This is a genomic window from Paenibacillus aceris (assembly GCF_017874035.1).
Taxonomy (GTDB): Bacteria; Bacillota; Bacilli; order Paenibacillales; family NBRC-103111; genus Paenibacillus_E; species Paenibacillus_E aceris.
Genome location: NZ_JAGGKV010000005.1, coordinates 117,222 through 143,060 on the forward strand (window position 1 = coordinate 117,222; position 25,839 = coordinate 143,060).

15 protein-coding genes are annotated in these 25,839 nt (G+C 45.8%); 13 read left to right on the top strand and 2 right to left on the bottom strand.

The features are described 5' to 3' along the window. Positions 1 to 14 precede the first annotated feature (14 nt). Positions 15 to 968 carry an aldo/keto reductase gene (locus tag J2Z65_RS11550; RefSeq protein WP_167066357.1) on the top strand — a complete coding sequence of 318 codons (954 nt, stop codon included), beginning with the start codon at positions 15 to 17 and terminating at the stop codon, positions 966 to 968. Between the two features lie 39 nt (positions 969 to 1,007). Continuing rightward, entirely contained in the window at positions 1,008 to 1,325 is a 318-nt protein-coding gene (locus J2Z65_RS11555; protein ID WP_167066354.1) for an NIPSNAP family protein, read from the top strand. A 71-nt stretch (positions 1,326 to 1,396) separates the two neighbouring features. Here J2Z65_RS11555 and J2Z65_RS11560 read toward each other — a convergent pair whose 3' ends face one another. After that, a complete protein-coding gene (locus J2Z65_RS11560) occupies positions 1,397 to 2,782 on the bottom strand; it encodes an MFS transporter (RefSeq protein ID WP_167066350.1) in 1,386 nt (461 codons plus the stop codon). Between the two features lie 198 nt (positions 2,783 to 2,980). Next, complete coding sequence (locus tag J2Z65_RS11565; RefSeq protein WP_167066347.1) at positions 2,981 to 3,799, bottom strand: HAD family hydrolase; 819 nt, start codon at positions 3,797 to 3,799, stop codon at positions 2,981 to 2,983. 630 nt (positions 3,800 to 4,429) lie between these two features. On the opposite strand from J2Z65_RS11565, the gene J2Z65_RS11570 reads away from it, so the two are divergent. From J2Z65_RS11570 to J2Z65_RS11620, 11 genes are all read left to right on the top strand, one after another. After that, positions 4,430 to 8,395: an S-layer homology domain-containing protein gene (locus J2Z65_RS11570; RefSeq protein ID WP_240160011.1), complete on the top strand. Its 3,966-nt coding sequence runs from the start codon at positions 4,430 to 4,432 to the stop codon at positions 8,393 to 8,395. A gap of 30 nt (positions 8,396 to 8,425) precedes the next feature. Then, a complete protein-coding gene (locus J2Z65_RS11575) occupies positions 8,426 to 13,585 on the top strand; it encodes a DUF2341 domain-containing protein (RefSeq protein WP_167066341.1) in 5,160 nt (1,719 codons plus the stop codon). A 98-nt stretch (positions 13,586 to 13,683) separates the two neighbouring features. Continuing rightward, positions 13,684 to 14,463 (top strand): DeoR/GlpR family DNA-binding transcription regulator, encoded by a 780-nt coding sequence (locus J2Z65_RS11580; RefSeq protein WP_280526924.1) that lies wholly within the window; start codon positions 13,684 to 13,686, stop codon positions 14,461 to 14,463. Positions 14,464 to 15,147: 684 nt separating this feature from the next. Next, positions 15,148 to 17,559 carry a nitrite reductase large subunit NirB gene (gene nirB, locus J2Z65_RS11585; RefSeq protein WP_167066335.1) on the top strand — a complete coding sequence of 804 codons (2,412 nt, stop codon included), beginning with the start codon at positions 15,148 to 15,150 and terminating at the stop codon, positions 17,557 to 17,559. A gap of 34 nt (positions 17,560 to 17,593) precedes the next feature. Then, entirely contained in the window at positions 17,594 to 17,929 is a 336-nt protein-coding gene (nirD, locus tag J2Z65_RS11590) for a nitrite reductase small subunit NirD (protein ID WP_167066332.1), read from the top strand. A gap of 189 nt (positions 17,930 to 18,118) precedes the next feature. Further along, the gene (gene cobA, locus J2Z65_RS11595; protein ID WP_167066329.1) at positions 18,119 to 18,880 is read left to right on the top strand and encodes a uroporphyrinogen-III C-methyltransferase; all 762 of its coding nucleotides are present in this window, start codon (positions 18,119 to 18,121) and stop codon (positions 18,878 to 18,880) included. A gap of 168 nt (positions 18,881 to 19,048) precedes the next feature. Continuing rightward, entirely contained in the window at positions 19,049 to 20,785 is a 1,737-nt protein-coding gene (locus J2Z65_RS11600; RefSeq protein WP_167066327.1) for a sensor histidine kinase, read from the top strand. A 2-nt stretch (positions 20,786 to 20,787) separates the two neighbouring features. Beyond that, positions 20,788 to 22,098 (top strand): response regulator transcription factor, encoded by a 1,311-nt coding sequence (locus J2Z65_RS11605; protein ID WP_167066323.1) that lies wholly within the window; start codon positions 20,788 to 20,790, stop codon positions 22,096 to 22,098. 125 nt (positions 22,099 to 22,223) lie between these two features. After that, the gene (locus J2Z65_RS11610) at positions 22,224 to 23,942 is read left to right on the top strand and encodes an extracellular solute-binding protein (RefSeq protein WP_167066321.1); all 1,719 of its coding nucleotides are present in this window, start codon (positions 22,224 to 22,226) and stop codon (positions 23,940 to 23,942) included. A gap of 87 nt (positions 23,943 to 24,029) precedes the next feature. After that, the gene (locus tag J2Z65_RS11615) at positions 24,030 to 24,920 is read left to right on the top strand and encodes an ABC transporter permease (RefSeq protein WP_167066319.1); all 891 of its coding nucleotides are present in this window, start codon (positions 24,030 to 24,032) and stop codon (positions 24,918 to 24,920) included. 18 nt (positions 24,921 to 24,938) lie between these two features. Beyond that, entirely contained in the window at positions 24,939 to 25,829 is an 891-nt protein-coding gene (locus tag J2Z65_RS11620) for an ABC transporter permease subunit (RefSeq protein WP_167066317.1), read from the top strand. The last annotated feature ends 10 nt before the right edge of the window (positions 25,830 to 25,839 follow it).

Below are 25,839 nucleotides of genomic sequence, written 5' to 3' on the forward strand. Positions count from 1 at the left end.
GAGGGATTTGTTTTATGCGATATCGGAATTTGGGGACAAGCGGATTGGAAGTTTCGGTGCTAGGTTTGGGTACAAATGCATTCGGTGGGCGCGCAGACAAAAACACATCGATTCGAGTCCTGCATCACGCAGTTGACAAGGGGATCACGTTCATTGACACTGCCAATGTTTATACAGGCACGAAATCGGAAGAGATAATCGGAGAAGCGTTTGAAGGACGGCGTCATGAAGTGCTCCTTGCGACAAAAGTGGGTATAAAGCTAGGAGAAGGTCCGAACAGCAGAGGTTCGTCGCGTCAGCATATTCTAAAGGAACTCGAAAGCAGTTTGCGCCGCTTGCGAACGGACTACATTGACCTGTACCAGATCCATGTTTTTGATCCGAAGACATCGCTTGACGAGACGCTCCGTACTTTGGATGATTTGGTGACATCCGGAAAAGTGAGATACGTGGGGGCCTCGAATTATGCAGCGTGGCAAATGATGAAATCCTTGGCCATAAGTGAAAGTCAACGCCTGATCAAGTATGTATCGGTTCAACCCGGCTATTCACTGGCCGATCGTGGTGTGGAAAGGGAGCTGATTCCATTCTGCGTTGATCAGGGGATCGGAATCATTCCTTATTTTCCACTGGCAGGAGGAATTCTTACAGGGAAATATTCGGGAGGTTCTGTACCAAGCGGATCACAGTTGGACATGAACCCTAACTTTGCGCGGCGTGTGAACTCTGCCCGAGTGGAGCTGGGTGAACAGGTGGCCAAAATTGCAGCGGAGATCGGTACATCAGCCACAGCCCTCTCGCTGGCTTGGTTGCTGCACCAACCTGCGGTAAGCACCGTTATCGCCGGAGCGACACGTGAATCCCAAATCGATGAGAATCTGAAGGCGGTTAACCTTGAGCTTAGCGAGGATGTTCTGAGATCGCTCGATGATGTAAGTAAAGACTTTATCTACTCGCCTCCGTTTTGATTGCATGGAAATTATTAGGAGATTGGAGTTGAATGGCCAATGATTTACGAATTGAGAATCTATACTATTCATCCAGGAAAAATCGATGCGATTCGAAAGCGTTTTTCCGATCATACGCTAGGTGTTTTTGCCAGACTCGGCATGCAGGTGTGTGATTTCTGGGAGGATTTGGAGGAGCATCCTAAGCTCTATTACACAATGCAATACGAAAGTATGGAAGAACGGACAAGACAATGGGAAGCTTTCTCGCAGGACAAGGAGTGGAACGAAGTGAAACAAAAATCCGAGCAGGATGGAAAAATTGTTGAATTCGTCGAACAGGTTTTTATGAAAAGAGCGGAATATTTTAAAAAATAGATTCAGGCCCATGTAGATTGGGGGAAAGTGAATAGAAGTCTAGTTTAAAAAAGAGGCATAGCGACTCATCGCTATGCCTCTTCAACTTGTACTTTTCTTCGTAGTCCAAGCCTGTATCGGCGGAGCAGTCCGCATGCCAGCATCGCTAGACAGAGCAGAGCCCCTAGGCCGTAGAGCACTCGCAAATGCGGCACCTGGGCGGACAAATCAGCGCCCCCTAGACTTCCAACGAGCAGCACTGCGAAGGCGATGCCTGCCACCATGCCCAAATAACGAATAAGAGCAAGCATGCTGCCGACGAGACTTGCCTTCGTCCCGGGAGCCGCGCTCATCATATCTGCATTATTGGAGGCTAAAAACAACCCGCCGCCCGCACCGAACAACCCGCCGAACCAAAGAAAGTCGGCAAGCGAGGGGAGACCGCCGACCATAACGGGAAGCATCGCGCCCATGCAGAGAAGCGCTCCTACGCTCGTCGGCCAGAAGGCTCCGAACCGGTCTCGGCTCCAGCCGGACAAAGGTCCCATAATACCGAGAAATACCGGTTGGACAGCCAGAACCAGTCCGACCGACGTGATGGAAAGACCGAGGCTGTTTTTTAAGTAAAAGGCTTGCGGAATTTGGGTAGCAGTCAATGCGGCGTAATAAAGAAAAGATGAGCTGTTCCCAATCAAAATCGACCGATTTCGGAAAAAAATGGGGTCGATAATTCCGTTTGTCTGTCCTCTTTCATACCAGGCAAGGAAAATGGCAGTCAAAAGTCCGGCTCCCCCCAAAACGGCCACGGTGCCGGAAAAACCATCCTCCTCCAAGAATACGGCTCCAATGAACAAACAGAGGACGCAGACGGCGAGAACAACGGCCCCGACGTAGTCGATCGATCGGCGGTTGCGTTTTGTCTGAGGAAACCAAAGCCAGCCTAGAATGGCTGCAACTAAGCCGATGGGGACATTAATCCAGAATAGCAGCGGCCAACCGGAGAGATGCATGAGGAAGCCCCCGATAGCAGGCCCTGATAGGGTGCCAACGGACATTACGATCGTGTTGACTCCGAGCGCTTTTCCACGTTCATGATCAGGAAAAATGGCACGGACCATCGCTTGGCTGTTCGCCATAATCATGGCGGCACCGATGCCCTGAATGCAACGGGCGATCAGCAGGAGAGCGAAGCCTCCGGGTACGGTCGCTACAAGCGAACCGAGCGCAAAGAAGAGGAAGCCGATGCTGTAGACTTTGCCGCGATTCAAGCGATCCGATAAACTCCCCAGGATGGGAAGCAGACCGATCATCGTGAGTAAATAAGCGGTTACGGCCCATTGCACGGCGGAGAGCGTTACACCATTCTCCTCCGCGATGACGGGAAGTGCCAGATTTACGATCCCGACGTCCAATGTCGTCATGAACGTCCCTAGGTTGATCACCTGCATGATCGCCCAGCGGTTTACGAGTTTTGCCACACAGATACCTCTTTTCTGCTCATGATGCTTTCCTGTCTCATTTTACTCTTAACTCGCTCCCGAGGGGTGACTATAATTCGACTTTAAATCAATAATTAGAAAAACTGCGGGAACGCTAAAAAGCATCCCGCAGTTTAAGTTATTGAATCCCCGGGCGAGCGGGAGTCAAGCGTTCTTTTTGCAGCTGTTATGGGGGCTTTAACTAATTTGCTGCATGGATCCTTGGATTGCATGCAAGAGCTGTGGAATTTCGGATAGGCTACGAATCTCGTAAGTAGGTCTAATGTTGAGCGGTGAGTGTACAAGATGATGGTTAATCCAAATGTTGGTGATCCCGGCCGTTTGGGCACCTTTAATATCTGTTGCCAGTGTATCACCGATCATCACAGCTTCATTCGGAGAGAGGCGAAGCAGATCAAGTGCATGATGAAAAATAGCAGGATCCGGTTTGCCGGTGCCAAAGGTGCCGGAGATAACTATATGATTAAAATAATCCGCTAGACCGGGAATACTATCAATTTTTTCCTGTTGGATGTCTGGTGCACCATTTGTCAATAGCAACAGTTCGTATCGTTTGTGCAGTTCATCTAGTACTTTGAAGGTATCGTCGTATACAAAAGGTCGGTTTCTTCTTTCCTTCATGAATTGTTCCGCGAGTTGGGCGCCTATGTCTGGACAATCAATGCCAAGCATTTGCAGCCCAAGATTCCACGATTCTCTTCTGTATGTAGGCGCTAATTCCTGAATTCTGCGGAAGTTCGGATGCACCCCTTGATGAAATTGCCCCCATAATGCTTCAAGGTCGGTCACATCAATCATGTGCAACCACTCATATAAGTCTAAAGATTTAAAAAGCAAGCCTGCGGAAGTGCGGACGGCGTTTTCAAGCACTTGAGCTTCAATTGCGAATTGGTTTGCCGCTTGATTGCATGTTGCTTGAAACGATTCATTGATGCTCTTTTCATCCCATAGTAAGGTGTTGTCCAAGTCAAAAATAAGGGCTTTCTTCTTATGCATAGATCTAAAGTCCTCCTAGATGTTGTTGATTCGCAGCAATAAACATGATTATCTCAAAATAAATCACTGAAAAACACAGAATATACCAATAATGCAGATTAATTTCGCGATAAAGCGAGAAATTGACTTGAAAATTGTGGAAAGATCTTTAAGTCTGTTGTTGTTTTCTGTGATTTTAAAGTAGATATTACCCTAATCAAGAAACTATATCAATGTATTTTAATAAAATTAAACATAAAACAACAATAACAAATAATATTAAACATAAATTCACATAGAGTTAACACTGCGCTAACAAATTACTTATATCTTAAAGGTATCAATAAACACTACGAAACCTAAGGGGAGAAGCAAAAAGTGAAGTTGAAGTTGAAATCTATCTTGAATGTGACTGTAAGCGCAACGCTCTTGGTGACTGTACTTGTTTGCTTGTGGTCCTGGTAAAACCACAACAACACAGGGAGGGGTTGGCAGCACATCGTGCGCGATTCCACAGGAATCATAACAGCCAAGCTGCATTAAGCCGATAGCAAAAGAATTCCTGGACTGTTAGCGAAGACGCAATAAGACGATACGCGTCCAAACAGGGGCCAAAAAAGTAAATCAGATGGAAGAGGAGAATTGTGAGTGATGAGGTTACGTTGGAATCTGTCATTTTTGCTGCTATGTTGCATCCTTTTTGGAGCTTTTGCAACCTTTATGATCCCCAAGCAGGCAATTGCCGTCTCTGCTTGTACAGGCCCAGTTCCGGTGCCGGATTTAGTAGATTTTGATTTTACCGAAAGCGTGATTAAAGATAAGTCGCCTCGACATGTGGACGGTACTGCATACGGCAACCCACAGCTCGTGTATGAGCCAAAGCTGCAAAAAAACGTGCTGAAACTGACTGGCGGACAGTTTGTTATGATACCGAACGCAGCGGAACTCAACAACTTCCCGAACGGCTTTACCATGTTGGTCCAATTTTCGGCGGATATCTTAAGCGGTGAACAAGGGATTTTCGAGAAAACGCAAAGTACAGGCTACGGATTAGAAGTAAATCCAAACAAGATGGAGACATGGGATTATATTGGCGGTGCAACAAGGAAGTTGTATAGCCCTGTATTAAGTGCGAATAAGTATTACGATGCCGCAATTACCTATGACGGCGCTCGGCATGTACTTTATATGAATGGAGCTGGGCTGAATGGGATTGGACAGGTGGCTGCTTCGGAAAATCGGACTGGAGCGGTAACATCCCCTACTTCAGTCGGGCTGGCTATAGGCGGAGATCCGCAAAGTGCAACCACCGCCCAATTAACGTTCAAAGGCTCTATAGGCTACGCCAAGATGTTCAGCCGAGGTTTATCGCAATCTGAATTGGCTTGTTATTACGAAAGTACAGGCATTCTGGCCGATCAACAGGGCCCCACATGGTCTGCCGGCAGTGAGTTAACGGGAGCACTAATAGGCTTGACAAGTTTTAACGTGAACTGGCCTGCGGCAACAGATGATAAAGCGGTAACGCAATACAGAATTTATAAGAACGATACTTTGGTGAATACGGTAAATGGCAGCACAAACAATTATTCATTTGATTTATTGATTCCGGGAGAAACGGCTACATATAAAGTCGAAGCCGGAGATGCATTTGATAACTGGACGACGAACGGACCTTCATTAACCTATACGATGCCTGGGACGGTTGTCGCGCCTCCGGGCATGGCGCCTGATTTGCTCCAGCTGACTTTCGAACATTCGGCGGGTGAAGACGGCAGTAAAGCACACAATAACGGCACGCCAGTAGGCAATGCGGCTGTTTATTTCAATCCTGATTTTAACAAAAACGTGCTTGCGCTAGATGGGAATTCGTCCTATGTTCGGATCCCCTCCAATCCAGGACTCAGTCCAAGTTTTATGACAATGGCGGCGTCCTTCTCGCTGGACGATCTGTACCATACTCAAGATATTATCGGGAAAGCGCAGCATTCGGATTACGCATTAGAATTCAATCCGATAACGCAGAAGTTGGAAGCATGGTTCTTCATTCATGATATTACAGGGAATGATTCATTCGTAATTGTTCCAAGCAGTACGAAACTGACAACGGGTCAAATATATGATGTGGAGGCTACGTTTGACGGGCAGACAGCTAAACTTTATTTAAACGGAAACTTGGAAGCAAGTCAGTCCAAAAATGGCGTGATCGGCGGTGCCGCTAAGGTCGATCTAGCCATTGGTGCAGATGCCGAACCGACAGATGCCCAGAGTTATTTTCAAGGCAAAATCGGATTCGTGGAATTATACAGTAAAGTGCTTGATGCAAGTGCCGTGCAGCAACTTCATGCCAAGTACGCACCTGCGGTTACACTGCCAGTTTCTTCGATCGGCTGGGATATTCCTGCAGATTGGTGGGTAGGTCAAAGTGCACCTGCTGTGGTGAAAAAGAGGGATACCAACTCGGTGGAAACCGTTATTGACAGCGGACTTGTGTTTCAAAGCTTGAATCCGAATGTTGCAGTGATTTCAGGAACAGGGACGATTACACCGCTTCGTGCGGGAACAGCGACGTTAACTGCCAACTACGGTTCATTTAGCTCCAGCGTTATCATAACCGTGCATGAAAGAGAGCTGCCTGAACCGCAATTTCTTTTATTAAATGGAACGTCCGTCATGGCTGCCGGAGAAACGGCCAATGTAGTTACGACGATCGTCTATGAGGATGGAAGCACGCGTCTACTGACAACAGGTGTGACTTATAGCTCGGATCATCCTGATATTGCCTTCATCGACAATAACGGGATCGTCCACGCAATTGCACCGGGAACTGCCGTGCTTAGTGCTGTTGCTGATGGATTAAGAGGCGACTTTATCCTTACTGTCAGTCCATTTGGCGAGCAAAACGGAGACCCGCAGATCACGGCACTTCAATTTACCGGACCGAATTCCTTAACAGTAGGTCAATTGGAAAACACGGTACTCACGGCGGTATATTCGGACAACTCGATCAAACGGCTAGAGTCAGGTGTCACCTATTGGAGTGAAAACCCTAATGTGGTTGTGATTGATTCCGTCTCTGGAGCCGTATATGCGGTTCAACCGGGGATCGCGCGTGTAGTCGCTCAATATCAAGGATTTAACGCAAGCTATTCGATGGCAGTTTACGCTGTAAGCGTACCAACGGATCCAACGCCTCCTGAGCAGCGTCCACAGGAGCTGCAGCTGAGCGTCCCATCAAGCTTGCACACCGGACAAAGTGCAGCAGTATCGGCTATCGCCGTATATATGAATGGAGCCTCCGAGACTTCTGTGTCGGTTACAAGCATTGCGCAGTGGCTGGTTGTGAATCCGGATATTGTCCGGGTCGACGCTCAGGGTATAGTCACCGGGCTTCGTCCTGGTACAACTGTGGTGACAGCAACTTATCAGAACCTGGTAGCACAAACGTCTATTACTGTTCTGGAACAAAGCATTGGCGGTAATGGAGGGTACGCATCTTCCGGTTCAAGCGGAACTAATTCGAACGAAGATTCAAGTATGGGACACTCTCTAAAAATTGACGATTTAAAGCAGCAATTAGCTGTGAATGGTACGTTAAAAGTGGACGCCATCATCAACAATTTTGTATTCCCGTCTCTTGCCGAAAGCACATCGAGCACACAGACGGTTAGCTTAGATCGAGGCGATATCAAGCTGAGTCTGCCTGGCGATTTATTCGTTGGATCTTCAGACAGGAAGCTGATTTTGGGATTGTCTGTCGGCTCCGAAACGGATCAAACGGCATGGCTAAAAACATCCGGTTCGTCATCCAACACGAAATTAAAATTTGCGTCGTCACTCTTTGAAGTAACAATCGCTTCACAGAAGGCAGACGGAGCAATAATACCAATTCCTCGATGGGCAGAGCCGATTCAAGTGGAATTTACCGCAGTTGGCGATAAACAGCTGTTAGGCGTCTACCGCATTTTTGATGATGGCAGTATGACCTATATCGGTGGGGAACTGACAGATAAGGGCATTCGTGCGGAACTCCATGAGAACGCCAAGTATGCTGTACTAGATTACAAGAAAGCGTTTGAGGATCTGCCTGAACAGCATTGGGCAAATCGCACTGTGCAGATCATGAGCGCTAAGTATATCGTAGAAGGCGTAAGCGACGCATTCTTCCAACCCGAGAAGGCGATTACGCGGGCTGAATTTGTAGCTTTGCTGATGAAATCGATACATCTTCCGCAGCAAAAACAGAGCCGCTTCCAGGATGTTCCGGAAAGCGCCTGGTATGCGCCTTACGTTGCAGGGGCTGCAGTATCCGGCTTGGTCAGCGGCGAAGACGATACAACCTTTCGCCCTGAATCGGTTATCAGCAGAGAGGAAATGGCTGTTCTTCTCGCTAGAGTAGTTGAACAAGCGGGCGGAAAATCAGAACAAAGCGGCGTCGAATCGTTCCAAGATGCCAATCAAATGGCAGCGTGGGCTCGTCCATCCATTGCATTGACCGCAAAGCTAGGCCTTCTGCAAGGACGCGCGGATCAATGGTTTATTCCAAGCGGGAGCGTATCCCGTGCCGAAGCGGCACAAGCGTTATTTAACCTAATAAATAAAATGCCAAAAAAATAAAGCTCTCTGACATAGAATGGAGGATCCTCCTTGCTGCGAATTCAGCGTTTCAAGCAAATAATAGCACTACTAGTCGTGCTCATGTTCCTAAGCCAAATGGTGCTGCCAGCATTAAGCCTGCAAGCGAATGCAGCACCCGCTCCCTCAACATGGGCGGATGTGGACAGAAATTACCGTACTCAGCTAAGCTTTAATAATTCGGAAGGTACAGAAGATTTGCAAAATTATCCTGTATTGGTCAAACTTGATGCAAGCCAGATCGATTATTCGGTGACTGCGTCGAACGATCTGCGATTTTACTCGGCAGATCAGTCGTCCGAGCTGCCGTACGAGGTTGAAAAGTGGGATCCTCAAGGGGAAAGCCTGATCTGGGTTAAGGTTCCCCTCATTCATGCCCAATCCAGCTCGGATAACATCTGGATGTATTATGGCGGCAGCTCGACGATCAATCTTCAACCGAAGCAGGTATGGGATCCGAATTATTTGCTAGTGTATCATTTCCCGGATAGGATCGCCGACTACTTCTATCACCCTGCTCAAGTCCAGCAGTACACAGACTCGACCATGAACAACAATACCGGTTTGCGGAATGCAACAAACGCGGGTTCAAGCGGACCTTCTTATACGCTGGATGCGAAGGACCCTCGTTACAACATGGTTGGACGTTACTACGAAAGTCATCGCGGTTATGTACGAGCGACAAATGGCAACGTGGGAGATGGTCAAGGTCAAATTACGATTTCCGCCTGGGTGCGGGCGAATGAATATGAATTAAACAGCCTCAATTACTACGTGATTGCGAGAAAAAGAGGCACTGATACGCAAAACCAAGCGTACTTTATGAAAATTGGCGGCGGCAAATGGAGCGCTAATCTGTTCACTAACGATGCCGACCCGAGCAAAAACGGCAGCACATCACTAGACTTGGACGGCGGACCCGTCACGGCAGACTGGACCTATTTGACACTGACATACGATCAGAGTCTAGCTAGCAATAACCTCAAGCTGTATCGCAATGGAGCGCTCGTGTCATCTGCTACCCGCAGTGGAGCGTTGATTACGACAAGCGGGACGTCAACGACACCGTTCACGATCAGTAAGTCTTCCGATGCCGGCGCTGCCGGCGGTGGGTATCGTGGAGGCGTAGACGAAGTTAGAGTTTCTAAGCAAGCCCGCAGTGCGGCTTGGGTCATGGCCGATTACCAAAGCATGAGCAAAGACAGCCGATTTGTCGTTTTTGGCGGCAAGGAAACCAAAGGCTCGATGCAGCTTACCCTGGTTCAACCGAAGCAGGGGGGCGTATACTACTCGCCTGACTTAAGCTTCGGTGGCGTGACCAGCGATGCGTCAACGATCCGTTATGAGTTAGATAATCAGCCTACAGTTGAAGTCGACAGCAATTCCAAAGCTTTTCAATCGATGCTGAGTCATCTTGTTAGCGGCTTGCATACCTTGAATGTCGAGGCAGTATCCAAATCGGATTCTTCGGTTAGAGCCAGTAAAACGGTTACCTTTACGATTGATGGACGCAATTTGAGCCCAACTGCCACAACGGATGGACCGAATGGGTCACTCACTCAGGCGAGCGGCGATGTCACCTTGCGAGTCAAAGCAGAGTCACCGACCGGAGATCCGGTAAATGTAAACTTTTATCAGAAGGATATGAAGTTCGTTAAAGACTTTAGCGCCAAAGTTTCCACTGATACCGCCTATGAACGTACGGATACAATGGATCCGCCTAGCAGCGCCACTATTACCTCCGAGACGGCGTTGCCGGCAAGCGCTTATGAGCAGATAAAATCTACTGACGGAGCTTATTACAGCAGCAAGTCTTTGTCGAACTATCCTTACCAGCGTTTTGATTTGGCGATTGACAGCGATTTGAGCGACGTCAATCAGTTGGATGTGACATGGGAAGGGCGCTCCAAAGAGCTTGTCAAGCTGTATGCCTGGAACTACTCGACCAGTAAGTGGATATTAATTGCTTCGCAACTGGGAAATACTAACAACAGTGATTTCAAACTGACAGGCACTTTAGATAAAACGACGATGGTGAACAGTACGACTAAAGTTGCCAAATTGTACGTGGCCGCTACGCAGCATGATACGATGCTGCCAGGCAAAAACCCGTCACCGAACGATTACGATTTCTCTTTTGTATGGATGACGGACACCCAGCTTGAAGCAGAGTCTTTCCCAAGTGTGTACGACGCAGAAACACAGTGGATGGCGGATAACAAAGATGCACAAAAAATCCAGTATGTGATCCATACCGGTGATATTGTGAACAGTGCAAGCCAGGAGTATCAATGGCAGAATGCCGATCACAGTATGAAAATTTTGGAAAATGCAGGGATTCCTTACGGTGTCATTCAAGGCAACCATGATACGAACGATACGCTGTATAGCAAATATTTTGGCGCATTCCGATTTAAAGACAGGCTGTTCAATGGGAAACCTTACTATACGGCCTATAACAGCATGAATAAGAATCATTACGATCTTATTTCGGCCGGCGGTGTAGATTTCATCATCATGTATATGGGTTGGGGCGGATTTGACGCGACATCTATAGCTTGGGCAAATCAGGTGTTACAGCAGTACAAAGACCGTAAAGCAATTTTGGCGGTACATGAGTATTTGCTGTATGAAGGCACCTACGGCACGGATGATTATGACGGAATTAACATTATGAACCAGATTGTCAAACCTAACAGTAACGTATTTATGGTATTATGCGGTCATAACCAATCCGCTTTCTATAATGTCAAACGAATCGGCGGCAAAGTTGTTTATGAGTTGCTGCATGACTACCAGGATGCGGCTCTCGGCGGTGCGGCGTACATGCGGATGATGTACTTCGATTTGAAACGCCAGCAAATTTACATGGTTCCTTATTCTCCGATTACAAATGACAATAACGGATTTTTCCAGCAAAAGCATGAGTTTTACACGATGCCGATCAGGTGGAACAACGAGCCCATCGAATTGGCTACCGGATACGTTGGCATTACGGGAAGCACCCTTCATTTGTTGAATGAACAGCCGGTTTCATCCGTAGCAGGAACGGCTAATTATGTGTGGAGCGGGAGAAATGCCAACCAGTCCTATACCTGGTATGCCGAAGCTTTGGACACATTCGGTCATAAAGTAAAGTCAGATGAAAGCAGCTATACAATTAAAGCTCCTGCCGTACAATCCATTCGGTTGAGCGGGTTGGCTCCGATGAAAGTTGGACAACAACTCAGCTCGGTCGTAGAAGCCACTTATTCAGATGGCCGCATCGTGCCTGCAGCAGGATATGTATTAACGAGCAGTAATCCAGCCGTTGCAACGGTTGATGCAAGCGGACTCGTATCGGCGCTTGCCGAAGGACAAACCGATATCACAGCGAGATTGGGTGCAATTGCGACGTCCTACCGATTGTTTGTCCAAACGTCGCCAACCGAGCAGCCAATCCTACAATCCATACAATTGAGCGGTTTACAGTCAGCTGTGATTGGAGAGCGCCAGCAATCGGTCGTCTCAGCAATCAATAGCAATAATACGACCGCATTGCTGCTGGGAGCAGGCCAACCATCGGCACAAGGGCTTTCACTGACCAATTCGGAATCATCCGTTGCGGCACTGGATCCAATAACCGGTGAAGTGACAGCCTTAAAAGCCGGACAGACGGTCATTACAGCAACCTATCAAGCGCTTTTCAGCAGCTATACCTTGCTGGTGAAAGATGTCGGGACCGTACCAACACCGGATCCTGAACCTAAATTGGAATCGCTTGTGGTTAGCGGTCTTGATACGCTTAAAGTTGGAGAGAAGGGTCAAGCGAGCGTATTCGGACATTACAGCGATAAGCAGGACTTTGTTCCGATTCAGGACAGCGTTCAATTTACGAGCAGTATGGAATCCGTAGCAACAGTGAATGCTTTGGGCGAAGTGGCTGCAGTAAGTCCAGGAAAGTCAACGATCACGGTAAGGTACAAAGGGCTGGAGGTCAGCCATGAAGTTCAGGTGGTTGCGGCAAGTTTATCGCCTGCAGCAGGAGGCGGTGGAGGCGGCTACGTGCCGGCGCCTGTTCCAGCGAATCCGGACGACGCATTCATTCAAAAAGTTGACGCAAGTCAGTTGACTGCTAATAGTGCTACGGATTCGTTCGTCGTGCAGGCCGAAAAAGGCAAAGTACAGTTGGAGCTTCCTTACTTGAATGCGAACCAGGCAAAGGCGTCTAGTGTTGCTGTTCAGCTCGATTGGGGAACGGTGAAAGTGCCTGTTCATGCACTGGTGTCCGACAAGCCAAATAACGAGTCGGCGTTTGTGGTGTCGAGTCGCGAATGGAACGACGATTATATGGATATTCTGAAAGACTTGGAGTCTCATCCATCTTTGCGCGTGAAACCTGCACCCGGGATGATTCATCTTGCCTGGGACTCCTTGGCTCAGCTTGGACCTGTCGACATTCAGGTGCCTTTACTGCAGGGGTTTAACGGGAAAAGAGTGGGGTTATATCGCATTAGTAACGATGGTCAGCTGATTTTGCAGTCTCTCAATGCTTCTGTTGATCCAACCTATATGTCGTTCAAGGCGACTGGCAGCGGAGACTTTGTCATTGTACAAAAAGATGTCATCTATTTTGACGTCAAGGGCCATTGGGCCGCGGAGGTGATCGGAGACTTGGCTGCAAGAAACATGTTTGATGCTCTGGTGGCCGACCCGATTGTTGCCGATCAAGGGGCTCAAGGTTTCGATCCTGATCGGCAGATTACTCGCGCTGAATTTGCCGCATTGCTGGCTCGTTCGTTGGAGCTGCCGAAGGGAGGCAATAACAAATTCGCGGACATTCCGCACACTGCCTGGTATTCCCAAGAAGTTGCATCCGCTTTGAGTGCAGGCATCGTGGATGGGGTCAGTGACTCCGCATTTGCTCCCGATGCTCAAATTACAAGAGAGCAGATGGCTGTTATGCTAATGCGGGCTTGGAAAGTTAAAAATAGCGGGGGGGAAGCGCCGCGCGCAGGGAAAGCTTTTGCCGATTGGAGTGAAGTTGACAATTGGGCGAAAGAAGCAGTATCTCTTGCCTCCGCAGTGCGGCTGATGAATGGGCGCGCTGATGAATCGTTTGTACCTAAAGGTACAGCAACACGAGCTGAGGGCACACAAGCCATTCACAATTTCTTATTCGGAACCAATTAATTGTTCCTGAACCCCCTATTGGAAATAGTACGCAATTTTAATATACTGAAACATATATATATATATATATATCCATTGGTGGTGTATCGTACTTGTCATTGTTAGGTCAAGAAAGAAGAGAGTATATCTTGCAAACATTGCTTCGCAACGGCAAAGTCAAAGTTCTGCCAATGGCGGAAGAGCTGGGCGTATCCTCAGAGACGGTTCGTAGAGATCTCGATGCATTGGAATTAGAGGGGCACCTTCAGCGGGTTTACGGCGGAGCTGTTCGTTCCAGTTATCAAAACGGTGAACCCACCTTTGTACAGCGCACACAATTGTATGTCGATGCGAAGAAAAAGATTGGGGAACGTGCCGCGCAGCTCATTGAGGATGGGGATACGATCGCTTTGGATGTAGGAACTACAATGATGGAGCTTGCGAAGGCCATCCAAGGCAAGCGCAACTTGACGATCTTAACGAATTCACTGCCGATTGCCTCCTATCTGTCTGAAGCATTGAATAGCAATAGGTTTTCAGGTAAAGTTTTTTTACTCGGCGGACAGCTTAATCCGGAACAGCAATCGATCACAGGTCCGCTCTGTGAACAAATCATGGAACAGTTCTATTTGAATAAAGCATTTTTGTCCATTGGCGGCATTTCGTTGACTGGCGGTGTCACGGATTATGATTTGAACGAAACTTATATTACGAAGAAGTTCGCTAAATCGGCACGGGAAGTTATTGTACTAGCGGATCAGTCGAAAATCGGTGTCCAAGCATTCGTTCATATTATGCCGCTCGATCAGATTGATGTCATCGTATCCGACCAGCCTTATCCTAAAGAATGGAAGGAAACGATTGATCAAAAGGACATATATTGGATAACAAGCGAATGACGTTCAAGTAATAGCGAATAAGTAAGGCTCCTATTGGAAATTTTCCAGTAGGAGCTTTTTCTTTTTTAAGGTATTGTGAACGCTGCTTCGTGTCCACAACCTCATTCTCGGAATGGGCGGTTGAGTGAGGTTGGATAGGTGGATGTACGGGCAAATCATCCGTATCTAGTGCGGAATATCGACGAATTGTGATCAAAGTGATTCCCTCCATTTTTTTGTTTTTATAACTGTTCGTATATGTAATATAAACTAACATTATTTCGGGATCAAATAACCTTTTCTTATGCATTGTAATAAAAGTTCATATATAAGCGATGTTTTTTGACTAACACTTGACATGTTTATGCATTGACGCTGAACAAATAAAAGGAATGTTTTAACATTGATTTTCAAATTATTGTAGTTTTATTAAGACAAATATGCAAAAACATGAAAACTACTCGAAATAAATTACGCATAATAACTATGGTTTATAAGGGAAATGTTCGTGTTATTAGGAAATGAATGAACTTAATAACGAATAATAAATAAATTTTTCTTGAAATAAACGGAAATACGAAGTATATTATTAACAATTAAATGTTAGGTAATATAACACTAAAAAATATATTATTGGTTATTTATCGATAATGGAAATAAATTAACATTGTATGTAATATTTTTAAACTGGGAGCGTGAATAAAAATGAAGAAGAAAATTGTCTTAGTAGGGAACGGAATGGCCGGAGTCAACTGCATCGAGCAATTGCTTAAGCTTGCACCGAACAAATACGAAATTACGATTTTTGGAAAAGAACCGCATCCCAACTATAATCGCATTCTGCTCTCGTCGGTTTTGGCTGGTGATGCAGATATGAATGACATTGTCATTAACGACTGGTCTTGGTACAAAGAGAATCACATTGTCTTGCATCCAGGAAATACGGTTAACAATATTGATACAGCCCGTAAACTTGTCCGTACAGACGGGGGGATCACGGTACCCTATGATGAATTGATTCTAGCAACTGGATCGCTTCCATTCATGCTTCCTTTACCGGGAGCGGATAAAGAAGGGGTTATTGCTTTCAGAGATATTAAAGACTGCGAAACAATGATTGAAACTGCCAAGAGCTATAAAAAAGCGGTAGTGATCGGTGGGGGACTTTTAGGTCTAGAAGCAGCTCGTGGTTTATTAAACCTAAACATGGAAGTATCGGTCGTTCATATTAACGAATATTTGATGAATTTGCAGCTCGACCGAACAGCCTCACTCATGTTGCAGCATGAATTGGAACGCCAAGGAATGAAATTCTTGCTAAAGAAAAACAGTGAATCAATTCTTGGGAAAAAGCGTGTAACGGGCCTTCGTTTTACGGACGGTTCGGAAATTGAGGCCGATCTCATCGTGATGGCTGTAGGGATTCGCCCTAATATTGCGCTTGCAAAAAGCATCGGCATCGAAATCAATCGTGGCATCGTGGTAAATGACTTTTTGGAAACGAGTATTCCAAACATTTACTCCGTCGGAGAATGTACAGAACATCGCGGCGTAGCCTATGGTTTAGTAGCTCCTCTCTTTGAACAAGGCGCTGTGCTTGCAAAACGGCTCGCAGGCATAGACGCCGCCGGTTACCAGGGCTCAATTGTTTCAACCAAGCTGAAAGTATCGGGTGTGGATGTATTTTCAGCGGGCGAATATGCGGATAAGCCAGATACACGCGCTGTCCGCGTGCAGGACGATTTCGAAAGCATTTATAAAAAAGTCGTCATTCGAGACGGCAAAGTCATCGGTGCGGTACTGTTTGGTGACATCAGTGACGGCTCCCGATTATTTGCAATGATCCGGAATGGCGAAGACGTAACAGGCAAAGAAAAGACGGTGCTCCTGGGCGATAGCGGTGAAAAGGCCAAATCCGGAGCAGAGATGGTTGATGTCATGAGTGATGACGAGATCGTGTGCGGCTGTAACGGGGTTTCTAAAGGCGCAATTGTGCAGGCCATTCAGGAGAAAGGCTGCTCCAGCGTCAACGAGATCAAAGCATGTACCAAAGCATCCGCTTCCTGCGGAGGGTGTAAACCGCTCGTAGCCGATGTTCTCACCTATGTCCTTGGAGAAGACGGTGTAAAAACCGTAAAAGAGGGAATTTGCGGATGTACGACACTCGGACGCGATGAAATCGTGGACGCGATTCGCAGTATAAGACTAACCACTACGAAGGAAGTCATGAATGTGCTCGAATGGACCAATACGGAAGGCTGCTCCAAATGCCGTCCGGCGCTCAACTACTATCTTGGCATGGTATGGCCAGAGGAGCATGAGGATGAAAGAGAGTCCCGCTTTGTGAACGAACGCAATCACGCTAATATTCAGAAGGACGGTACATACTCCGTCGTTCCAAGAATGTACGGCGGTGTAACCACACCGAAGGATTTGAAGAAAATCGCCGAAATCGCCGAGAAATATGAAGTACCTCTTGTGAAAATGACAGGCGGGCAGCGCATTGACTTGCTTGGTGTTAAGAAGGAGGACCTGCCCGGTATGTGGGCTGATCTGGATATGCCTTCAGGCTATGCTTACGGTAAAACGCTGCGTACAGTGAAAACGTGCGTAGGTTCAACGTTCTGTCGCTTCGGAACTCAGGATGCTATCGGCATGGGCATTCAGCTTGAGAAAAAATTTGAACGTCTAAGCACACCGGCAAAAGTGAAAATGGCTGTGTCGGGTTGTCCGCGAAACTGTGCAGAAGCGACAATTAAGGACTTTGGCGTTGTGGCCATTGACGGCGGTTGGGAACTGCATGTCGGAGGTAACGGGGGAACCAAGCTTCGCGGAACCGATTTGCTGTGCAGAGTGAAGACCGAAGAAGAAGTGCTTGAATGGGCGGGTGCTTATTTGCAGTACTACCGCGAAACCGGGAAGTACAACGAACGGACTGCGGAATGGCTGGAACGAATCGGTTTAAATGCGATTAAAGAGGCACTAGAGACCAAAGAAGACCGGACTGCGCTCGTAGAACGCATAGAGAAAGCACTGGATCTGCTGAAAGACCCTTGGAAAGAAATCATTGAGAAGCAAGAGCTGCACAAGACGTTCGTACCTATGGTAGGACAATAGGCTTATTATTTTTGAAAAGAGGAGATGACGACATATGAAACGGATATATGCAGGTAATATTTCGGAAATTGCTGAAAAAAGATCAAGGGTGATTCGAATTGGATCTTTGGAAATTGCCATCTTTAAGCTTTCAGGCGGTACGATCAAAGCCATTGAAAATCGCTGCCCACATAAAGCGGGTAAGCTTTCAGAAGGAATCGTTTGTGATCAGCACGTATTTTGTCCCTTGCATGATTGGAAAATCAACCTGCAAAATGGACAAGTTCAAGCGCCGGATGAAGGCTGTGTAACATCCTTTCAGGTAGAGGTTGATGCAGCTAGTGGAGAAATGTACTTGCACATCGCAGAGGCAAATAGCTTGGTATCCTAATAGAAAGGGGCCGGCGAATTTGGATTATGTAAAACCAGAATATGTGGTAGAACAAATGGTGCAAGCAGGCACGAATAAAGCAAACTTAAGTATTAGGGATTTATTGATACGTAGCTTTTTGGGCAATCAAAGGCTGCTTAATCGTGCAAGGAAGAAAAGGATAACTCTTGTTGTTGAGGTGACACATATATGAAAACTAATAAAGGCATAGTATTTTTTGTCGGTGCTGGTCCCGGGGATCCTGATTTAATTACGGTCAAAGGTTTAAAATGTATTCAAGTTGCTGATGTGATCGTTTATGATCGCTTAGCCAATCCAGAGCTATTAAATGCTGCCCGCAAAGATGCAGAGTTCATTTATTGTGGAAAACAACCCAACCATCACTCGATTCAGCAAGAGCAGATCAATGAAATTATTGTCTCAAAAGCCCTTGAAGGCAAGACAGTTACACGTCTAAAAGGTGGGGATCCATGTGTATTTGGTCGTGTCGGTGAAGAAGCTGAGAAATTGGACCAGCAAGGGATATGTTTTGAGATCGTACCCGGGATTACGGCGGGAATTGCTGCGCCGGCTTATGCAGGCATACCTGTTACACATCGCAACGTGGCTTCAACGTTTGCTATGGTCACTGGACATTTGTGTAACGATAATACGATCTCGCCTGACAAGTGGAAGGCGCTTGCTACCGGAATTGATACGGTTGCATTTTATATGGGAATGGGGAATATTTCTAATATATGCAACCAGTTAATTCACTACGGAAGGAATCCCGATACGCCTGTTGCCATTGTTTCTTGGGGGACGACAGAGGATCAAAGAACAATCATAAGCTCGTTGAATACGATTGAGAAGACGTTACAGGAACAGCATATATCGAGCCCGGCGATCATACTGGTAGGGGAGGTTGTTCATTTAAGGGAAAGGCTTTCTTGGTTTGCCGAAAATAGTTGAAATCAAATAATAAAATAATAGTGAAAAGTAAAGTAACGCTTCCCAGTGCCAAGGGAGGCGTCTTTGTCATGTTTCCACTTGTCCGTTCTTTTGTTATGTTGATAGATAGCTGAAAACGTATGATAATATTAAAAATACATGTCTTGAGAATTAAGCAGGGGGTATGATATGAAGCTGCAGGCTGCTGGCAGATCCAGATGGCTCGTCTATCAGAAAATCGTCATCGTGTTTATCGTGTTCCTTATTCCTTTGGTCGTCATGAATATATGGGTGAATTACAAAGGATTATCATTTGTTAAGGATGAAATATCCGAGTCGGCGGTTGCCGGTGCGTCCTTTTATTCGAAGCAGCTCGACAACGAGTTATATTTTATTCGTAACCAACAGCTGCTGTTCATGAACAACCGCGATCTGCAGAAGCTCAGTTTTGTAGGCGGCACGGTTGAGAATTATGAAGAGGTCCAATTAATCGATCAAGTGAAAGACAGCTTGCTCACGCTGCAAAGCACAAGCGATTATGTGGTTGATACAGGTGTGTACATCAAGTCGGTAGGCAAAATGATATCCATGATGAATGGCGTTGAGAATACGCCGAATGATACATTTAGGATGATCTCCACGCTAATGGAAACCAATCCAAAGCCTTCTTTTTATAGACTGGGAGATCGCATGTTATTTATTGAAAGCGAAAACAATTCAGGCATATGGTCTTATATTGAAATTTCTAAAGGCAAGTTATTGGCGGCATTGAATCAAATTGCTGCTCTATACCAGAAGTCAGCAGTTCTGCTAGGAGAAGAGAAACTGGGTAGTATACTTTCTACCACAAAAGACACGGATGTTATCCCTACGATGCTGTCGTTGGTTGAGGAACAGAGCGAACGTAATTCTAACAAACCCATCATTCAGAAGATAAATGGCACAAGCTATTTCATCACGCACAGTCATGTCAGTTCATTGAATTTGTCGTTGATTATGTATGTAAATCAGAATGAACTTACAAGCAAGCTGAGTCAGTTTAATACCTGGTTTTTCGCTATCTTTGTCATCACCATTATGGTCCTACTTCTTTATTCGTTCTCGATCCACTTCATGATTCATAAACCGCTTTCTAAGCTGACTAAGGCGTTTCAAATGATTGAAACGGATAATTTGAATTTGAGCATTGAGTCAAAGCGAAAAGACGAGTTCCATTATTTATTTAACAGTTTTAACCGGATGGCTTATCGGTTGAAGCGCTCGATTGAGGAAAATTATGAACAGAGGATCGCTCTTCAGCATTCTGAATTGAAACAGCTGCAATCGCAGATTAACCCGCATTTTCTATATAACAGTTTCTTTAATATTTACATGATGTGTAAAACGGGAGATTCGGATACCGCTGCTGAGCTTTCGCAGAAGCTTGGGAGCTACTATCAGTACATCACGAGGAGCGGCTCCGATGAGGTGCCTTTATTTAAGGAGTATCGACACTCGCTCGATTATTGTGAAATTCAGTGTATCCGTTTTTCCAATCGCATCCGTTACGAATATGCAGAAATGACGCATCCCGTACAGTCGGTACTGGTACCTCGATTGATTATTCAACCAATCGTAGAGAATGTATTTGAGCACGCATTTGAAGACGGAACGATGCAGGGAATCGTCTACTTATGTGTTGACTACCAAGAGCAAGGCATACGCGTTACGGTGGAGGATAATGGTAATTCGCTAACGGACGAGAAGCTTGAGCAATTGCGCACAAAACTTGCGAGCAGTGCGGAACAAAAAGAGAAGACGGGAATGAGCAATGTAAACATCAGACTTCAACTGAAATATGGGGCGGGCAGCGGTGTATTCGTCTCCCGCAGCCAACACGGAGGCTTACAAGTAGATCTGATAATAAACTTTACCAAGGAGACATAATCATGTACCGATTGCTTATTGTGGATGACGAGCCTGCTATTGTAAATGGACTGGCACTGCTTTTTCAGGAAAAATCGGATTTCGAGCTTGAGGTTTGCAAGGCCTACTCTGCGAGAGAAGCACTCGAAATCGCTAGAAAAACGAAGCTTGATGTCGTGGTTAGCGATATTCGAATGCCCCAGAAGAGCGGTTTGCAGCTAGTGGACGATATTGTTTATTATTGGCCATCTTGCCGTATTATTTTGTTGACCGGTTACAGTGAATTTGACTACGTCTACGAAGCCATACGTAAAAATGTGGAGAACTATATCCTGAAGACAGAAGGTATCGAACCTATCTTTCAGGCTGTTAAGAGGGCAATCGATAAATTAGAACAGGAGAATCACCATAGCATGCTGGAGGAAAAAGCGCTGATGCATGCTCAATTCGCTGAGCCGCTGCTCAAAAAAGAAATGCTGGAAGCTTTGCTGCTAGGTGAGCCGGTGTCTTCGCTTCTGACTAATGCTCGATACGCAGAGGTGGAATTTCGTGTAAAGATAGAGCGGCCGGCCTTTTTTGTAGCAGGACAGATTAACCGTCTGGAGGAGCAATCCCCCTCCCATAAATCGAAGCTGCTGCAAGCAGTGCAACAGACCTTCAATAATCATCTGCCGGTTTCCATTAATGGGGAACAAGCGATTTATGATGCGAACACACTTGTTTGGCTGCTTCAACCGGATCATGAATTAATAGCCCGTTTTACGGCTGAAGATCATGAAATGGACTGGCAAGGCATTGTAGGCTATATGAAAAGTATTCTGGAATCGGTGCAGAATGACTGTGAAGAGAATTTGAATGTCTCCGTCTCGTTTGCAGTTTCAGCCAATTTAATGAACGATTGGGAGAATCTCCATGAGCAAGTAGAGGCTGCCCGCGCCAATATCCTCAAAAGATTTCAGCTCGGACAAGAGATGGTTGTCCTTGATCTGGGCATGAGGATGGAGATGATGTCATCTCAAATGCTGCTGATTGAACAAATCCATCAATATATCCAGAATCATCTTTCAGGAGATTTGTCGCTTACCGCCATAGCCGCAGAGGTACACTTTAATCCCTCTTATTTATCCCGCTACTATAAACAAATTGCAGGCCGCAATTTAATGGAATATATTCAATCGACCAAGCTGGAATCAGCGATAGCCATGATGGCGAATCCGCAGATGAAATTGAACGAGATTGCATCAAAGCTAGGTTTCGATTCGCCTTCTTATTTCACCACTTTTTTCAAGAAGATGACAGGAACTTCGCCTCAAGAATTTCGCAATTTACAATAAGTAAATAAAGTTAAAGGAATGTAAAAGAATTGAAATTGTTTGCTTTCTCCGTTTACCTTTACAATAAAACGTAGGAAAACAAATGAAAAACCTATTGCTAATTATAAAGGGGGAAAGCGTTTACTATGAAAAGTAATCAAGGAGTAAAGCTGCTACTGACGGGCGGGATGGCACTCTCACTGTTAACCGCATGCAGCAATCAAGTTGACGACAAATCGGGTTCACCTGCGCAAGCGGCAGCTGCCACAAGTACTAGCTCTGCACAAGATCCACTAGGCAAGTACGCCGAACCAGTAACGGTTACACAAGTACTCGGATTCAACCCGCCGGAAGATCCGAGAACGCAGCAAGGGATTACACCTGATAAGAACGCCTATTTAAAAGATCTGAAAGAGATGACGAATATCGAGGTTAAATATAAATGGACCGTACCTTCAAGTCAATTCGAGCAAAAATTTGCTCTATCCATGGCTTCAGGTGATCTGCCCGATATTATGGAACTCGATCAGAAAAATTATGAGAAGCTAAAGAAACAAGGCATGCTTGCCGATTTGACGGAAGCTTACAAACAGTACGCATCCCCTACGCTCAAAAAGTATATGGAGTCGGACGGCGGATTCGCCATGAAAACGTTCAACTCAGAAGGCAAGCAGCTCGGTATTCCTGCTTTCGAAGACCCCTTCTTGTCAACGCAGCTGCTTTGGATTCGGAAGGACTGGTTGGACAGCTTGAACCTTCAGCCACCAAAATCGATCGATGACCTGGAGAAAGTCGCAGAAGCTTTTGTTAAAGGCGATCCGGACAAGAATGGTAAAAACGATACCTATGGAATTGCGATGCAAAAAAACTTTTTCTACTGGGGATTTGATGTTAGAGGATTATTTAATGGGTTCGGGGCTTACCCTTCTGTAGGCGATAATCAGTCCGCTTGGATCAAAGGCGCAGATGGCAAGTTAGTACCGGGACTTATTCAACCTGAAGTGAAGAATGCACTGGGTAGAATGCAGTCATGGTATCAGAAGGGTATCTTCGATAAAGAGTTTGCGTTGAAGGATGAGAATAAAGCTGTCGAAGATATCACGGCTGGCAAAGTAGGTATATCCTACGGCGAATGGTGGTACCCGAACTGGCCGCTTAACTTGAACGTGGACAAAGATCCAAATGCAAATTGGATCGCGCTTCAAATCCCTTCGCTGGATGGGAAGCCTGGGAAGTCACTTGTCCCAACACTGCGCAGCAATAAAATATTTGCTGTGAATAAGAATGCGAAAAATCCGGAAGCAGCTATTAAGATGATGAATTTCTACATTGAAATGGGTAAAAAGAAATACATCGACAAGAATAAAGCGGAGAATGGTTATGTCTATAACTGGTTCAATCCTAGAATCTACAATCCGGCTCAGATCGATACGATCTACACGGAAGTCAACAAAGCGCTCGATGCCAAACAAAATGAGGTTACACTCGATGACGAAAATTACAAAAACGTAGCCGACGTCTTCAAAGCGACGCAGGACTTCCTCTCTAAGAATACGACGAATGCGAGCAAAGGCGTAAATTGGGGGCAGTATTACAGTCGCGCAGCCAAAGAAGGCGGCTGGGGGCTGACGCGTCAGATTCGCGAAAACAAAGCGTTCGTTAACAACGAGTTCTACAGTGTTCCTACAGCGACGCAAGTCGAAAAAGGCGGTCAGTTGGATAAATTAATGTCGGAATCGTTTACAAAGATTGTGTTAGGCGGTTCGCTTGATGATTTCGATAAGTTCGTTACTAGTTGGAAGACGCTGGGCGGCGACCAAATTACGAAAGAAGTAAACGAGTGGTATAGCACTGTAAAAAAATAAACAAGTTGAAATAGCGGGGGAAGTTACAGGTCAATAACTTCTCCCGCTCTATTTCTACACCAAAAGGAAAGGGAGGGGCATTCCAATATGCGAACATTACGCAGAGATTTCCCGCTGCATCTAATGCTATTGCCGGGAGTTATCTTGACGCTTATATATGCATACGGTCCAATGGCTGGCATCATAATGGCTTTTCAAAATTTTGAACCGTTGTCTGGATTTTTTAAGTCGAAATGGGTTGGGCTTGACAACTTTAACTATGTGTTTCATTTGCCGGATTTCAACCAAGTTCTATGGAATACCCTTCTGATCTCCATATTCAAAATGATATTATTTCTGCTTGTGCCTCTTGTCCTTGCGCTGCTGTTGAATGAGATCACGAAGAAATGGTTTTCAGGCTTGATTCAATCGAGTATTTTTTTGCCATTCTTTCTTTCGTGGACGGTACTGGGGGGGGGAATTATTGAATTGTTCTCCTTAAATGGACCGATTAACGGTTTGATATCGCTGGTGGGCTTAAAGCCAATCATGTTTATGCTGAACAACGATTGGTTCAGGGGGATCATAATAGGCTCAGATGTCTGGAAAGGGATGGGCTATAACATGATCATCATGTTGGCTGCTATCACTGGCATTAATATGAGTCTCTACGAAGCAGCCGAAGTCGACGGGGGAGGGAAATGGAAGCAAATGCTTCACATTACGCTGCCGGGCATTGCGCCGATGCTCATTTTACTCGGTGTATTGAGTTTAGGAAATATTTTAAATGCTGGTTTCGAGCAAATCTTACTCATGTATAACCCGACTGTGTATCAGGGCTCAGATATTATCGATACGTTCGTATATCGGCTTGGGATGTTCAGCCAGCAATTCGGGCCTGCAGCAGCAGTCGGTTTATTTAAATCTATCATTTCTTTAGGATTGGTTTCTATTTCCTACTATGCTGCCTACAAATACAACAATTACAGAATATTTTAGACGGTTGGAGGATGTGTTGTGGTCTATAAGCAATCGTTAAGCAGGAAGCTTTTTGTCGCATTCAATGTGCTGTTGCTAACACTCATCACAGTATTAGGTATTATACCTTTTGTACATCTGCTTTCCGTTTCACTCAGTTCGAACACCGCAGCGATGGCTGGCGAAGTGAAACTTTGGCCTGTCGGCTTTTCTTGGGATGCGTATATATATCTTGGAGAAAAAGTGGAATTTTTCCGGTCCTTGTGGGTGTCCGTGAAGCGGGTTGCTCTCGGTAGCGTAGTGAATATGCTGCTTGTGTTTATTACAGCGTATCCTCTTTCCAAATCGCAAGATCAGTTTGCTTGGCGAACGCCCTATGTTTGGTTTTTTGCCGTGACGATGTTTTTTGGCGGAGGGCTTATCCCGACGTATATCATTGTTAAGAATACAGGGATTATGGATTCGATCTGGGCGCTTATTTTACCAGGCGCATTGAATGTATGGAATATGATTCTCATGCTTAACTTTTTTAGAACGATTCCCAAAGAAATGGAAGAAGCGGCAACGATTGACGGTGCCGGCCATTGGAAGATGTTGTGGCAGATTTACTTGCCAGTTTCGCTTCCTTCCATCGCTACGATCGGGTTGTTTACCATTGTTGGACATTGGAATGCTTGGTTCGACGGCATCCTTTATATGAATTCGCCTGAAAATTACCCGCTGCAAACGTATCTTTCTACACTGATTACAGCGATGAGTTCGCAAATGACAGCAGTTTCTGCCGAGCAATTGAAAGCTATGGAGAATCTAAGCGAGAAGACGCTTCGGACAGCACAAATCTTTATGGGAGCTTTGCCGATCATGGTCGTTTATCCTTTTGCCCAAAAGTATTTCGTTAAGGGCATGACGGTCGGCAGCGTTAAAGAGTAATGAATAATCG